This is a genomic window from Pseudomonadota bacterium (assembly GCA_027620075.1).
In the GTDB taxonomy this organism is placed as follows: Bacteria; Pseudomonadota; Alphaproteobacteria; order Rickettsiales; family UBA6187; genus 1-14-0-20-39-49.
In genome coordinates, this window is record JAQCEY010000003.1 from 65665 (window position 1) to 80367 (window position 14703).

Here is a 14703-nt window from a genome sequence, read left to right on the forward strand (position 1 = left end):
ATCTTCATCAAATGCATTGGAGCGTCTTATTTCTATATCGCTTCTCTGTCTACCGATGCGATTTCTGAATCCTCCCTGATCAGGATTAGGTATACATCACGCAAACCTCCTACACCTTCACGTATAGGTCTGTACTCCTCAACATCGGCCTCTTCTCCGCCTCTAAAAACAGATTGTGAATTGCCGCCTGTTGTATCTAAATCATTTGATTCATCAACCAGACCAATTATCTCTAACCGCTCTGCTACGCTTCGTCCGGCCCAATCTTAGTGGTTCTAAATTAAATTCTTCAGCCCCACGATTCCTCGGCACTTGTGTTATTGCACTTGCCTCACTATCACTTGATAAGCTTGCTAGGCTGCTGTCATCACTAAAAGTATTGGTATCAAAGCTCCCTACACTTATATCATCAAAATCCAACTCAATTTCATCATTCTCTAGTCTTAGAGAATATTCTTCACCTTTATTTTTTTTATCTGACATTGCCTAACTCCGGAACTAAAATCATTAATATTTTAATATACCGCACTCGTATTTGTCAAATATGCGGTACACAACCTACATAAAACTATCTTTAGTGAACAATGCCCAACCAAATAAGTTATAAACTTTCCATTCAAACTAGGTCTTATCTGTGCTAGAATAAGTAGGTTCATAAGTAATGAGGGGGAAAGTATGTCGGTAAAAAAACAAAAACTAGGCGAGTTCTTATTTGATTACCTTTATGAGCAAGGAATAGAGAACGCTTTCGGTATTCCGGGTGATTTTGTTCTGCCTACGGTTCGTTACCTTGATAACTCCAAAATAAAATTATACACAATGACGCATGAGCCGTCCGTAGGCTTTGCTGCCGATTGCTATGCACGCTCTACAGGGTTAGGGCTTGCAATAATAACATACTGCGTGGGCGGGCTGAATATGTTGAACTCGATAGCCTGTGCCTACGCCGAAAAAAGCCCTGTTATAGTAATATCGGGAGGACCTTCCGCCAATGATAGGCAAAAAGACCCGATGATTCACCACAAGGTACGCACTTTTGATTCACAACGCCGTATCTATGAAGAGGTAACATGTGCCAATACTGTATTGCTTGATACCAAAAAAGCCGCCGAAGAGATAGTAAGGGTTGTGCAGGCAGTAAAAAAATATAGCCGTCCCGGTTATATTGAAGTACCTTTTGATGCGGTAGACACGGAGATAGAAATCCCCGATAATATTTTTCAAATTTCTGAGGCTCCACAAAGCGATAAGGATATATTAAAAGCCTGCATTGAAGAGATAACTCAAATAATAAACGCTGCCAAGCGTCCGGTTATAATTGCAGATATAGAGCTACACAGGCACAAACTTACCGACCTTGCCTCCGAGCTATCGAAAAAGCATAACATACCTATCGCCGCAACATTGATGGGAAAAAGCGTTGTACGTGAAGACAACCCCTTATATCTGGGGGTATATAGCGGAGCGTTTTCAGAAGCCCACTGTCAGGAATATATTGATAATTCGGACTGTGTGATATTGCTGGGAGCTTTTTTGTCAGATGTACTGCTTGGTTTTTCATCGCAAAAATTATCCAGACAAAAATGCATAACCCTAAATACCGAAAAAGCATATGTAGGGCTGCATACATATGAGTATTTACAATTAAAGGATATTCTAAAAGGACTTTTAAACGCAAAAATAGAACGCCGTAAGGACTTTAAGAATCCTAAACCTGTCAATAAATTCACAGGTCTTGAAAAAAACTCTTATGACGAGAAGATAGATGTTGAGTCTTTGTTTAACATTCTTTCAACTCATATTAAGAAAAATGATACGATCGTATGTGATACGGGTGATGCACTGATAGGTGCTATAGGCATTAAAACAGCCACTCGTAGCCATTTCTTTGCCGATGCCTATTACCTGTCTATGGGGTTTGCGGCTCCTGCTGCGATAGGTGCTATGGTTGCAAATCCTGCCAGTAAATGTTTTGCCATTATCGGGGACGGAGCTTTCCAGATGACGGGTATGGAACTTTCAACCACGGCTAAATATAAACTTGCTCCGGTTGTGATAGTTATAAATAATGACGGTTACGGAACGCAGCGTCATATTATAGACGGCGACTTTAACAATATAACCATGTGGAATTACACCAAAACTACCGAGCTGATAAATTACGGTAAATCGGTCAAAGTAACTACTAAAGGCGGTTTGGAAGAAGCGTTAAAAGAGGCAAGGAATTATAAAGAGCTATATTTTATCGAGGTAGTTGTACCACGTGATAATTGCAGTATCTACCTGCGTCAGATGGGAGAGGCTATAGGGAAGTTGAGAAATCCTGATAAAAGGTAGTAAAAAAAGCGAGCCACAAAGACCCGCTTTTTTATAAATTACTAACTATGCACCGGCTGCTTTAGCAACTTCGGCTGCAAAATCCTCTTCTTTTTTCTCAACGCCTTCACCAAGGGTAAGCCTTGCGTAACCGCTTATAGAAGTAGCACCGCCTATTTCTTTTTCAGCTTCTTTTAAAGCGTCTTTTACGGCAGTTTTACCGTCTATAACGAATGCCTGCTCAACCAATACAACCTCGGCATAGAATTTGCGGATACGTCCCTCTATCATTTTAGCGATAACTTCATCAGGCTTGCCTGATGCTCTTGCCTGCTCGGTAAGGATTTGACGCTCACGCTCAACCAATGATTCGTCAAGGTCAGCCACATTTAAAGCTTCAGGTTTCATAGCCGCAATATGCATAGCTACCTGACGGCAGAAATCACCGGCTTTATCGGCATCACCTTCGGTAGAGTAAGCAACGATAACGCCTACCTGACCTAAACCGTCAGCAATTTTATTATGTATGTAGCTTATAACATTATCGCCTTGTACAGTGTCGATACGACGCAGGTCGATGTTCTCACCGATGCTACCGATAAGCTCTTTTATCTCGTCTTCAATAGAGTGAGATTTGCCCGGATAAGCAGCGGCCTTTAAAGATTCTATATCTTTAACGCCTTTTTCAAGAGCGGTTTGAGCGATATCTCTTGCAGCCTTTTGGAAGGTTTCATTCTTAGCGGCAAAGTCAGTTTCAATATTAAGCTCTACTATAACACCGTTTCCATTACCTTGTGCAACAGCAACAACACCTTCTGACGCAGTACGTCCTGCTTTTTTACCTGCACTTGCTATACCTTTTTTACGCAGCCAGTCAACAGATGAATCTAAGTCACCGCCACACTCGGTTAGAGCTTTTTTACAATCCATCATGCCTGCACCTGTTTTCTCACGCAATTCTTTTACTAGAGCAGCAGTAATAGCCATTTTTTACCTCATTATTTTTTAATTTGTAATATTGTCTATATTTTCAGGAAAGCCAATTCCCTGAGCAATTTGTTTTAACAAACTAACTCAGGGAATGACAGCAATAAATTATTTATCGGAAGCTGTTTTCTTTTCAGCGGGTTTGCCATCTGCTTTTTTAGCTTTTGCAGCAGGCTTCTTTTCCTCTTTAGCATCGGCTTTTTTTGCTTCAGGTTTCTTCTCTTCCTTTGCAGCGGTAGCTTTTTCGTCTTTTTTATCGCTAGCTTTTTGAGCCGCAGGTTTCTTATTATCTTTAGCCGCTGAAACTCTTTTAGAATTGTCGTTCTTCGGCATAGGCAATATTTCCGCAGCTATATCGGCAGCAGAACCTATATCGACACCGGCACTACCCAAGCTTTCTTTTAGTCCGGCAAGTGCGGAATCGGCCACAAGTCTGCAATATAGTTTGATAGAGCGGATAGCGTCATCATTTCCCGGTATAGGGTAGTCAACACCGTCAGGACTTGCATTACTATCTACAACTGCAATAACGGGAACACCAAGCTTTTGGGCTTCTAGTAAAGCTAACGATTCTTTGTTTACGTCAATCACGAAAAGCAGGTCGGGCTTTCCGCCCATATCCATGATACCGCCAAGTGATAATCTTATTTTTTCAGCACGTCTTTGCAGGCTTAAAACTTCTTTCTTTTTAAGACCGGCTAAATTCCCTTCCAATTTTGCTTCGGTATCACGTAATGTTTTTATGGAACCTGAAACCGTTTTCCAGTTAGTAAGCATACCGCCCAACCATCTGTGGTTTACATAGTACTGACCGCAACGTTTTGCCTCTTCGGCAATTGATTCTGATGCTTGACGTTTAGTTCCTACAAAAAGAACACGTCCGTTTTTCCTTACAACTTCATGTACTTTCACTAAAGCCTGATGAAGCATAGGTGCGGTTTGTTGAAGGTCGATTATATGCGTACCGTTACGGCTTCCATATAGAAACGGAGCCATTTTAGGATTCCAACGCATTGTTCTGTGACCGTAGTGAACTCCCGCTTCCAGTAGTTCACGCATAGTAAATTTAGGTAAAGCACTCATATTTATGTCCTTTCTTAGTTGTTGCCTCCGCAGGAAAAATCCATTATCAACAAAATAACGGACACCAAAAAAATTCCCACGTGTGAATTAAAAAAATTTCAGGAAGTCTATATACAGCATAAAATCAGTATATGCAAGGGTTTATTTACCCCAAAGCTCTTCTACACGCTTGTCACGTCCGCAGCTATAGCGGTAATATTTGTAACGAACAGGGTTTTTCTTATAATAATTCTGATGATATTCTTCTGCCGGATAGAACTCGGAAGCTTCGGTTATCTTTGTAACTATTTTAGAGGGCAGGACACCCGAATCATCTATTTGCTTTCTTGTTTCTTCGGCAATTTGTTTTTGCTCTTCATTATGGTAAAAAACTTCAGAGCGGTATTGAGGCCCTATATCGCAGAACTGTCCTCTGGCATTTAGCGGGTCTATACTTCTCCAGAACTTATCCATTATTCGGCGGTAAGTTATTATATTTGCATCAAATACTATCTGCACAGCCTCAACATGCCCCGTAGCTCCTGATGAAACCTGCTCATATGTGGGGTTAGGCTCGCTACCTCCGGTATATCCGGAAGTTACCGATATAATCCCGCCTATTTTTTCAAAATCACTTTCTATACACCAGAAGCAGCCTCCTGCTAAAGTTGCAGTTTCGTTTTTTGCGTTAGCGTTAGCCATAGTTATTACCGTTGTTATTAATATTGTTATTAAAAATTTTTTCACTTTCATTTCTCCCCCTCAGCCTCGAACGTCAATGCCAGACCGTTATTGCAATAGCGTAGCCCCGTAGGTTCGGGGCCGTCTTTAAATACATGCCCCTGATGACCGCCACATCTGGCACAGTGATATTCGGTACGCGGATATATAAGTTTAAAGTCGGTTTTTGTTTCAACATGTCCTTTGATAGGTTGGAAAAAACTAGGCCACCCCGTTCCCGATTCATATTTTGCTTCCGACCTGAACAACTCAAGACCGCAGGCGGCACATTTGAACACACCTTCACGTTTTTCATTATTTAGCGGACTTGACCCAGGAGGTTCGGTACCCTCATCACGCAATATATTATATTGTTCGGGTGTTAGCTTTTCTTTCCATTCTTTGTTGCTTAATTTTATTTTCATAATTTCTCCATGTTCTGCCGATGCTTTTTCCACTACAATAAAATTATTAACTATCAGATATACCGTACCCACAGCTACGGCAAGACTTATGATTTTTTTTACGGATAACATAATCTATCTCCTTTTTATATTAATTTGCTATAGCTAAACCTATTATTTCTTTTTGCCCTTCTTTTTGTAGTATAACAATAAAATTATCGGTATCGGGGATATCGCTTGTTACGCTGATTTTTTCACCTTCATATAACCCTATACGCTCAATATGGCGTACTATATTGGCGTTGGTTAGTAATTCTCCCGAATTTTCTCCTCTTGTTACTTTAGTTGTATTTTCAAAATCATATCCGATTACCACTATATCTGCTTTTTGTTCCGGCTGCGATACATGCGGCAATACATTTACTTCCAGTTTATCTCCCGTTATCTTTGCGGACATATATACATCTTGGGTTGAAGATAAGGCTTTTTTTATAAGTGAGTCAACTTTACTATAACTTGAGCCTATAACCTCATATTTACCGTCAATCACCGCTTGCGGCGTATATACCCTTCTTTTTTGCATGGCGTAGGCGTACCCTCGTTGTCTTTTAGTTATCAAATCGCTAGAAAACGGATCTTTCCAGCCTATATAGTTCCAGTAATCGACATGCATTGAAAGCGGTATAACGTTAGGGTTATTTTCTTTCAAATATTTCAGAACCTCGTCGGCAGGCGGACATGACGAACAGCCCTGCGATGTAAAAAACTCTACTATAACAGGTCTTGGTGCAAGTTTATCGTCGGCAGCAAAGACACTTTGTCCGTAAAACAGAATTGTTATAAATGATAATGATTTTGCTAATATACCCATATTAATAATATTTTTTTGTTTTGTTATAATATTATTCGTTATGATAGTTGTTTTAGTTACATTAATATAAAATCAGGAGATAAAAATAGATTTTTTACTGTTATTCATTACAGGCTTACTTGCGGCAACTATACTGCCCGTCCAGTCTGAAATAGTCCTGTCGGCTTTAATATATTCACAAAAGCACAGCGTTGTTTTGCTGGTAATCGTTGCGACTATCGGTAATGTACTGGGTTCGCTTATAAACTACTATATCGGCAAGTATGTTATGCATTTTAAGGATAGGAAGTGGTTTCCCGCAGATAATAAAATGATAAACAGGGCTAACGGTTTTTACCAAAAATACGGTGTATGGTCGCTGCTGCTTGCATGGACACCGTTTTTAGGCGATCCACTGACTATCGTAGCCGGAATCTTCAGGACGAATATCTATTTATTCCTGACATTGGTAACTATAGGTAAGGCAGGCAGATATATAGTTTTGGCAATGGCTTTGGAAAAAGCTTTTTAAGAGTCGATTTTCTAATAATCGATACTAAAACCACCGGCATTAAAAATTCAGGTTTGCCTCTTCTGCGTTTTCTACCTTTATCATGGGGAATAAAAGCTCAACCGTCGTACCCAGACCGACCTCACTTTTTATATCGAACGTGCCGCCCATAAGCTCGGTAAGCTTTTTCGTAAGGGGCAGACCAAGCCCCGTTCCTTCATATCTGCGGCTGATAGAGCTGTCTATCTGTCCGAAAGGAGCCATTGCTTTAGAGATATCCTTTGCAGCTATGCCGATACCGGTATCCACTACATTAATTATCACATTACCGTTCATGGCATCTTCGATTAGTGTTAGTGTTACTTTGCCGTCTTCAGGCGTAAATTTAACGGCATTTGAAAGCAGGTTAAGTATTACCTGCTTCATACGTTTAGGGTCGGCAGAAAGCACCACGTGGTTAGCAGGGAGATTCTCCACAAGATGTACGTGAGCCTCTTTTGCCCTTGGTTCGATAAGCCTTAGACAGCTATGTGCTATTTTACTGAGGTCTACATCTACCTTTTCAACATCAAGCTTTCTGGCATCTGCCTTGGAGTAATCCAAGATATCGTTTATCAGGCTTAGAAGATGCACGCCCGATGAATTGATATCGGTTATATATTCTTTATATTGCGGGTGTCCTACCGGTCCCATTACTTCGTCCCTTATTATCTCGGAAAAGCCGATAATTGCATTGAGCGGCGTTCTAAGCTCGTGGCTGACATTGGCAAGGAACATTGATTTTTGTTGGTTTTGGGCTTCCGCTGCCGTTTTCGCTCTTTCCAGTCTAAGCTTTTCGTCATGCTGTTTGTTTATCAGTTTTTCCGTCTTACGGGAAGTAAGGAAAAGTGCCAGATATAAAAGTATGAAAGTGATTATAATTGAGAACGATACAACCATATGGAACAGCGATAGTTTTTCATATGATTTTGTAACATCATCATATATTTCCACTATGAATTTCAGTTCTTTTTCATCTTTTACGGCTTTTGTCTCTCCGCCATCTTTATATGTGTTGGTACAGTTAGCCGTACTGAACGTTGAAACCGTCCTTACATAGCTCCCGCCTACATCTTGCTGATTATCCTGATACATACCTAAAGAAGTTAGCAGCACCCCCTTAGTTTGACCGGGTGTTACGCTGTGCAGTATATCAGGCTCCTCATCGCTTAAAAACACTACCTCGGCATCATGTGTAGTAAAGAACATCTCTTTATTTTCGGTATATATACTTATTTTCTCAGCGGCGTTCATCGACAACGATTCTTTTGCATTGGTTAGAAAGTATTTCTTAAAATACTTGTCGTCCTGCCAATCATTAACGGGTTTTGAATCTAATGCTTTGAGTATGGGATAATATTTACAGATTATATTTTCAGATAATTTTTCTATCAGATTGGTATTGCCTTCAACGATAGGGGTCTTTATTACCGAATTTGCTGCAAACGAGCGAAAATACATCCCGGCAAAAAATGCAGCGACAACTACCAGAATAAAGCTTAAAAAAGCAATGACGTTGAAATATCTTAACATTTACATAATATTTAAATATAACCTAATGATACACTAATGCTCAAAGAATAACAATCAATATATTAATGGTTGAAAAATGCAAGCAACTTACATGCAAAAAGCGATTAAAATTGCGAAAAAATCTTATCATGAAGATGAAGTACCGGTGGGTGCGTTGATAATTGACTGTAATACAGGTGAAATAATATCTGCATCAGGCAATTTGATGAAAAAGAACAATGACCCGACATTACATGCGGAAATGAACGTAATAAAGGAAGCCTGCAAAAAAAAGGGTACAAACCGCCTGACCGATTGTGACATGTACGTTACCTTGGAACCATGCCCTATGTGTGCTCAGGCTATAAGTTTTGCAAGAATAAAACGGTTATATTTCGGGGCGTATGACACAAAGGGCGGTGGTGTGGAGCATGGGGCAAGGATATTTGAAGCGACCTCGTGTTTTCACAAACCGGAGATTTACGGCGGCATAAATGAACTCGAATGCGGGCAGTTACTAAAGGATTTCTTTCTAGGGAAGAGGTAATTTAAGCGATTTTTTCTTTAATTTATGTTCCCTCCATGTAACATAAGAGCTGCTTATTATAATCAGGATAACTCCAAACCACCCTGATATGCTTAGCACCTCGCCGAACATAAAATATGCTATAAGGCAGGTAAATATAAGCTTTGAAAACTCAAAAGGCTGCAATACGGAAATAGGGCTTTTGTTATATGCTTTGATAAGACACCACTGCCAGACGAGAGTGTTGACTGCGAGCAATATAACAAGCGGTATATCGCTAATTGCAGGTATTTGCAGGTAAATCAATGCCGCAGGTATAGAAAAAATAGTCATTACTAGTGACATATAAAAAATTATGACCATGGGTGATATTGAGTCGGATAATTTTTTTATAACAATATTTGCAACAGCCCATAATATAACGGTTGCAAAAACCCAGCTATATGGTGCAAGGTCAACGATGCTCCTCCAAGGCTGTAATATTATAAGCACTCCCACAAAGCCGATAACCAAAGCTAATGTACGTCGATAGCTTATAGCCTCCTTTAGGAAAATAACTGCCGCAACTGTGGTAAATAAAGGCGTAGAAAAGCTAAAAGCCATTGCTGAGGGCAGGCTGACTTTTGATATAGCTACGAACCAGCATGTAGATGCCGTCTGGCTTATAAATCCACGTGTCCATAATATTTTTGAGAAACGCAGTCTTTTAATCTCTTTAAAATGGTAGAATAAAACGGGGATACAAATAATAAGTTCTACCGCGTTACGCAAAAACACCACCATGGCAGGATTTAAGGTAGAAGACATATGCTTACCCATAGCACTAAGGCATGCGAATAAAAAGCAGGAGGCTATAAAGTACAGTATGGCAGGCATGCTCTGAAGAGTAATAAGTTGTAAAACATGCCGACCTTAGTATATTTTACCATATGTTACAAATCAATATGCGTAGGGGTAATTCATATTATCTGAAAATTTGCGGTTGCTTTTGGCTTTCTTCACGCTCTTTTAACAATCTGTCGGCATATTTTGTACCGCCTTTTCCTTCGGCAACCATTTTTCTGCTTTCTTTAATATAATCGGCAAGGAATCTATTCAGTACGGTATCCTGATTTTGTTCGGTATTTTCCTTTTGTTTTTTCTCGGCAATTTCAAGAACACTATCCACTGCTTTTCCGGTAAGTAGCGGAACATATTTTTCTACGGCTGAAACGCCCTCTTTTTGAAGTAGCGGGAATACTTTATCATATGGGGATTTTTTTTTGTTTCCTGATTTAGAACGAGTTTGATATTCGGACTTCATTTTATTTTCCGTTTTTTACCTAAAAAATTTAATATAATTATTTATTCCTTAGGAAAATAAAAGTCAATAACGGTTAATATGTTAACAAAGGGTTATCAACAGCATTTTTGCATAGATAGCTTTGTTAAAGTTTTGTTAAGAAAAATTTTTTATATGAAACATTATATTAATATAAGCATGTTAATGTAAGAATATGGAGGGAAGATAGGAGCTATTATTAATTTCTTTATCAAAATATGTTTCTCAAACAATCTGCTAAAGCAAGATAATCTTGCACCGATAATGATGAAAGAAATGAACCTCGGCTTATAAAAATAGCAACAAATCCAACCTTGAAAGAGTAATCCGGATCGCAATCTTTTCCCACAACGCTTAATTACGATCCGGATTTGCTTTCACTATAATTTTAAAACAAAATATTTGCTAAAAAGAAAAAAATCCAATATTGGTAAGGCATGTTAGTAGATTCGCATTGCCATCTTAATTTTCCTGATTTTGAGAATAAAATAGCCGATGTTGTTCGGCGTGCGTCCGATATGGATGTTAAATATATGCAGACCATCTGTACCAGACTCGGCGAGTTCCCGCAAATATTAGATATAGCAAATGACTATGATAATATATGGTGTTCGGTAGGTGTTCACCCCAACAATGTGGCGGAAGAAGAATTAACTAATGCCGAAGAGCTAATAAAGTTAGCACGGGATAATAAGGTTATAGGCATAGGTGAAACCGGTCTTGATTATTATTACGAGCATTCACCACGTGAAAAACAGCAGAAAAGTTTTAAAGAACATCTGAAAGCATCGGCAGAAACAGGGCTGCCTGTGATAGTGCATACACGTGACGCTGATGATGACACGCTTAGAATTATGCAAGAGCAATATGCCGTCAAACCGTTTACGGGGCTGATACATTGTTTTAGCACAGGTTCAAAGCTGGCATACGGAGCTATTGAACTTGGTATGTATATCTCAATATCGGGTATAGTTACTTTTAAAAAAGCCACTGCACTACAGGAAATCGTAAAAGAACTTCCTCTTGAAAAAATGCTGGTAGAAACCGATGCACCCTACCTTGCACCCACACCTCACAGGGGGAAGACCAACGAACCGGGATTTACCCGTCATACTGCTAGATTCATAGCGGATTTAAAGGGCGTAACATATGAGGAGGTTGCAAAAACAACTACGGCTAATTTCTTTGAACTATTCTCTAAAGCTAAACCTTAAAACTCGTATAATGCCGTTTTACCTGCAAAATGCTGTTGCATATTCCGGTATATTCTGACATCTTGGGTAAATTCAACCTTTGGGTTAATTGCGAGGAGGATTTTTAAAGCCATGAATGATTTAGATACGATACTGGCGTTAGTAATCGGTTGCGGTTCTTTGGCTCTGTTATACGGCATATACATGGCTACGCGTATAATATCGGCTCCATGCGGAACCGATAAGATGAAAAAGATAGCTGCGGCTATACAAGAAGGTGCGGCGGCTTATCTTAACAGGCAATATAGTGCAATTGCTCTGGTCGGCGGTATTATAACCGTCTTATTATTCCTGTCACTCGGCTATTATGTTGCGTTCGGTTTTATTATAGGTGCGGTTCTATCGGGCGTAGCCGGATATATCGGAATGAACATCTCGGTACGTGCTAATGTAAGGACTGCGGAAGCCTGTAGGAAGGGGCTAAAAGAAGGGCTGGAAATAGCTTTTAAATCAGGTTCGGTTACAGGTCTGCTTGTTGTGGGTCTCGGTTTATTCGGTGTAACCGGTTATTACATGTATTTGAAGAACTCATCAATTCCTGCCAGAGAAATTATAGAAGCTTTGGTGGCACTTAGTTTCGGAGCGTCGTTAATATCTATATTTGCCCGTTTGGGCGGCGGTATATTTACCAAAGGTGCTGATGTGGGTGCCGACCTTGTAGGCAAGCTTGAGGCAGGCATACCGGAGGACGATCCGAGGAATCCGGCAACCATCGCAGATAACGTAGGCGATAATGTGGGGGACTGTGCCGGTATGGCAGCCGATCTGTTTGAAACTTATGCGGTAACCATAGTGGGAACAATGTTGCTTGGTTCGATTTTCTTCGGTGGTTTTGCACGTGAATTAATGATGGTTTATCCTCTTGCTATCGGAGGCGTATGCATCGTTACTTCAATTTTGGGAATGTTCTTTGTGAGGCTTAGTAAAAACAGCACCAATGTTATGGGTGCGTTATACCGAGGTATGATAGCGACCATAGTATTGTCACTTGCCGGAATATTCCTGCTTACCAACCAGTATTTCGATGAAAAAATTACTTACGAGGTAGGTAGCATAAGTTTCAATAGCACGAACTTATTTTTCTGTGCTGCATGCGGTCTGGTTATAACCGGTCTTATAGTTTGGGTTACGGAATATTATACTTCTACCAAATACCGCCCCGTAAGGAGTATCGCCAAAGCTTCGACGACAGGTCACGGCACTAACGTAATACAGGGGTTGGCAATATCAATGGAAGCGACCGCAATCCCTATAATAATAATATGTGCCGGTATAATATTTTCATATTCGAATGCCGGTCTTTACGGCATATCTATAGCGGCAACTACTATGTTGGCAACAGCAGGGATAATAGTGGCTCTGGACGCATATGGTCCGGTTACCGACAACGCAGGAGGTATTGCCGAGATGGCTGAACTTCCCGAGAAGGTAAGGAAAACAACCGATATTCTTGATGCGGTCGGCAATACTACCAAGGCAGTTACTAAAGGCTATGCGATAGCTTCGGCGGCTCTTGCGTCGCTGGTTTTATTTGCGGCATATACGGAAGATTTGAAACATTACTTCCCCAATCTGAATGTTAAGTTTGTGCTTAGTGACCCTTATGTAGTTGTAGGACTGTTTATCGGCGGTATGCTGCCTTATCTTTTCGGAGCTATATGCATGATGGCGGTAGGTCGTGCGGCAGGTTCGGTCGTTATAGAGGTAAGGAGGCAGATAAAGACCATAAAAGGACTTATGGAAGGTAAAGCCAAGCCTGAATATGGTCGTGCGGTTGACTTGCTTACTAAAGCTGCGATAAAAGAAATGATAATACCGTCCTTATTGCCGATAGTCGCTCCTGTAGTTTTGTATTATGTAATTAATTCAATAGCCGGTCAGGAGGCGGCATTTGCGTCTTTAGGGGCTATGCTGCTCGGAATAATCGTAACGGGGATTTTCGTAGCCCTTTCAATGACGGCAGGCGGCGGTGCATGGGACAATGCGAAGAAATATATTGAGGACGGCAATCACGGCGGTAAGGGTTCTGAGGCTCATAAAGCGGCAGTAACAGGTGATACCGTAGGCGATCCTTATAAAGATACGGCAGGACCTGCGATAAACCCTATGATAAAGATAGCAAATATAGTAGCCATCTTATTACTTGCCATACTTGCAAATTAAAGGAGAAAAAAGTGAAAAAACTTTTAATTATAATTATAGCATTATTACCGCTTAATGTTTTTGCAAGTGAAGGTCTTGAAGGCAGCCTTTCGGTCGGAGAGATAGCCGCTGATTTTTCCCTACCCAATCCTGACGGAGAAAATATAAGCTTATATGAGGAACTTGCAAAAGGACCTGTGGTAGTAAGTTTTTATCGTGGCGGCTGGTGTCCGGTTTGTAATAGGCAGCTTCAGGAATTTCAGGTCAATCTTTCAAAGATAGAGGAGGCGGGTGCAAAGCTGATAGCCATATCCCCTGAAACACCGTCAAATTCGGAAAAAACGGCAGTTAAAAACCTACTGAAGTTCGAGGTGTTAAGCGATAAAGGCAATGAGCTTGCCCGTAAATACGGGATTATATGGCAAGTGCCTGAATCTGACAGGGAAGGCTTTTCCGAGTGGCTAAAAAGCACTACGGGGCAAACATTAGAAGAGTTCAACAACCATGAGGGTTATGAACTTCCCGTTCCTGCCACCTTTGTTATAGGTCGGGATAAAATTGTAAAATATGCTTTTAAGGATATTGATTACAAAAAAAGAGCCGATATTAACGAGGTCTTAGAAATCCTTGAAAACCTTAATTAGCAAAGGTCTAACGACCTCTGCCCTGATTATTTTCTCGCCTTTGAGCAATAGGGTTATTCTCTCTTTCGTCATCGCTTAATTCATTATCTGATAGCTCGGTAAGGGCGGGAACTAATTCGTTAGGATCTCTATTTGCAAGGTCTTGCCTAGCCAATCTTAGATTTTCTTGTTGTCTGATTAAATTATTTCTAATTCTATTTGCTCGTTGAAGTCGTATTATTTCATCATTAATATCATTAAAGTCATCAAAATGATCCTGCCAAGCACTAAATCGATTAGTTCTACAGCATTTAACGGCTCATTATCCTGACGATTAACGACCGGTTGACGATTTTGACGGATTCGGTTTTCTTCTCTTCTTGCTCGGGCAATTTGTTCATTAAAATGCCTTCCGACAAAGCCATGTCTCATAACCT

At 40.3% G+C, this 14703-nt stretch carries 17 protein-coding genes; 6 read left to right on the forward strand and 11 right to left on the reverse strand.

The genetic code is table 11. The annotated features are described in order from the left end of the window. Positions 1-213: 213 nt before the first annotated feature. Positions 214-483, reverse strand: coding sequence for a hypothetical protein (locus O2942_05820; GenBank protein MDA0781765.1), 270 nt, complete (start codon positions 481-483; stop codon positions 214-216). 192 nt (positions 484-675) lie between these two features. Between O2942_05820 and O2942_05825 the strand changes: the two genes are divergently transcribed. After that, positions 676-2337 (forward strand): thiamine pyrophosphate-binding protein, encoded by a 1662-nt coding sequence (locus tag O2942_05825; GenBank protein ID MDA0781766.1) that lies wholly within the window; start codon positions 676-678, stop codon positions 2335-2337. A gap of 45 nt (positions 2338-2382) precedes the next feature. On the opposite strand, the gene tsf is transcribed toward O2942_05825, so the two are convergent. From tsf to O2942_05850, 5 genes are all read right to left on the reverse strand, one after another. Next, positions 2383-3303 (reverse strand): translation elongation factor Ts, encoded by a 921-nt coding sequence (gene tsf, locus O2942_05830; protein MDA0781767.1) that lies wholly within the window; start codon positions 3301-3303, stop codon positions 2383-2385. 108 nt (positions 3304-3411) lie between these two features. Next, positions 3412-4386 carry a 30S ribosomal protein S2 gene (gene rpsB / locus O2942_05835; GenBank protein ID MDA0781768.1) on the reverse strand — a complete coding sequence of 325 codons (975 nt, stop codon included), beginning with the start codon at positions 4384-4386 and terminating at the stop codon, positions 3412-3414. A 141-nt stretch (positions 4387-4527) separates the two neighbouring features. Next, on the reverse strand, positions 4528-5118 hold the full coding sequence (gene msrA / locus O2942_05840; protein ID MDA0781769.1) for a peptide-methionine (S)-S-oxide reductase MsrA: 591 nt from the start codon (positions 5116-5118) through the stop codon (positions 4528-4530). Next, a complete protein-coding gene (msrB, locus tag O2942_05845) occupies positions 5115-5510 on the reverse strand; it encodes a peptide-methionine (R)-S-oxide reductase MsrB (protein MDA0781770.1) in 396 nt (131 codons plus the stop codon). The genes msrA and msrB overlap by 4 nt, the downstream gene beginning before the upstream one ends. 130 nt (positions 5511-5640) lie before the next feature. Then, entirely contained in the window at positions 5641-6360 is a 720-nt protein-coding gene (locus O2942_05850) for a DUF1223 domain-containing protein (protein ID MDA0781771.1), read from the reverse strand. An 85-nt stretch (positions 6361-6445) separates the two neighbouring features. On the opposite strand from O2942_05850, the gene O2942_05855 reads away from it, so the two are divergent. Further along, entirely contained in the window at positions 6446-6871 is a 426-nt protein-coding gene (locus O2942_05855; protein ID MDA0781772.1) for a DedA family protein, read from the forward strand. Positions 6872-6910: 39 nt separating this feature from the next. Here O2942_05855 and O2942_05860 read toward each other — a convergent pair whose 3' ends face one another. Further along, positions 6911-8422, reverse strand: coding sequence for a HAMP domain-containing sensor histidine kinase (locus O2942_05860; protein MDA0781773.1), 1512 nt, complete (start codon positions 8420-8422; stop codon positions 6911-6913). A gap of 76 nt (positions 8423-8498) precedes the next feature. Here O2942_05860 and O2942_05865 point away from each other — a divergent pair, with 76 nt between their 5' ends. Continuing rightward, positions 8499-8948 (forward strand): nucleoside deaminase, encoded by a 450-nt coding sequence (locus O2942_05865; protein ID MDA0781774.1) that lies wholly within the window; start codon positions 8499-8501, stop codon positions 8946-8948. On the opposite strand, the gene O2942_05870 is transcribed toward O2942_05865, so the two are convergent. Both O2942_05870 and O2942_05875 read right to left on the reverse strand, forming a co-directional pair. Beyond that, positions 8934-9803 (reverse strand): DMT family transporter, encoded by an 870-nt coding sequence (locus O2942_05870; protein ID MDA0781775.1) that lies wholly within the window; start codon positions 9801-9803, stop codon positions 8934-8936. The genes O2942_05865 and O2942_05870 overlap by 15 nt on opposite strands. An 88-nt stretch (positions 9804-9891) precedes the next feature. After that, complete coding sequence (locus tag O2942_05875; protein ID MDA0781776.1) at positions 9892-10230, reverse strand: hypothetical protein; 339 nt, start codon at positions 10228-10230, stop codon at positions 9892-9894. Between the two features lie 455 nt (positions 10231-10685). Between O2942_05875 and O2942_05880 the strand changes: the two genes are divergently transcribed. The 3 genes from O2942_05880 (at position 10686) to O2942_05890 (ending at position 14287) form a co-directional block, all read left to right on the forward strand. Next, positions 10686-11462, forward strand: a complete 777-nt coding sequence (locus tag O2942_05880) for a TatD family hydrolase (GenBank protein ID MDA0781777.1) — start codon at positions 10686-10688, stop codon at positions 11460-11462. 111 nt (positions 11463-11573) lie between these two features. After that, positions 11574-13664 carry a sodium-translocating pyrophosphatase gene (locus tag O2942_05885; GenBank protein MDA0781778.1) on the forward strand — a complete coding sequence of 697 codons (2091 nt, stop codon included), beginning with the start codon at positions 11574-11576 and terminating at the stop codon, positions 13662-13664. Positions 13665-13675: 11 nt separating this feature from the next. After that, positions 13676-14287 carry a peroxiredoxin-like family protein gene (locus O2942_05890; protein MDA0781779.1) on the forward strand — a complete coding sequence of 204 codons (612 nt, stop codon included), beginning with the start codon at positions 13676-13678 and terminating at the stop codon, positions 14285-14287. Between the two features lie 7 nt (positions 14288-14294). Here the strand turns inward: O2942_05890 and O2942_05895 are convergent, their stop codons facing one another. Together O2942_05895 and O2942_05900 are read right to left on the reverse strand one after the other, a co-directional pair. Then, on the reverse strand, positions 14295-14441 hold the full coding sequence (locus O2942_05895; GenBank protein ID MDA0781780.1) for a hypothetical protein: 147 nt from the start codon (positions 14439-14441) through the stop codon (positions 14295-14297). 62 nt (positions 14442-14503) lie between these two features. Next, positions 14504-14698 carry a hypothetical protein gene (locus tag O2942_05900; protein ID MDA0781781.1) on the reverse strand — a complete coding sequence of 65 codons (195 nt, stop codon included), beginning with the start codon at positions 14696-14698 and terminating at the stop codon, positions 14504-14506. Between the last annotated feature and the right edge of the window lie 5 nt (positions 14699-14703).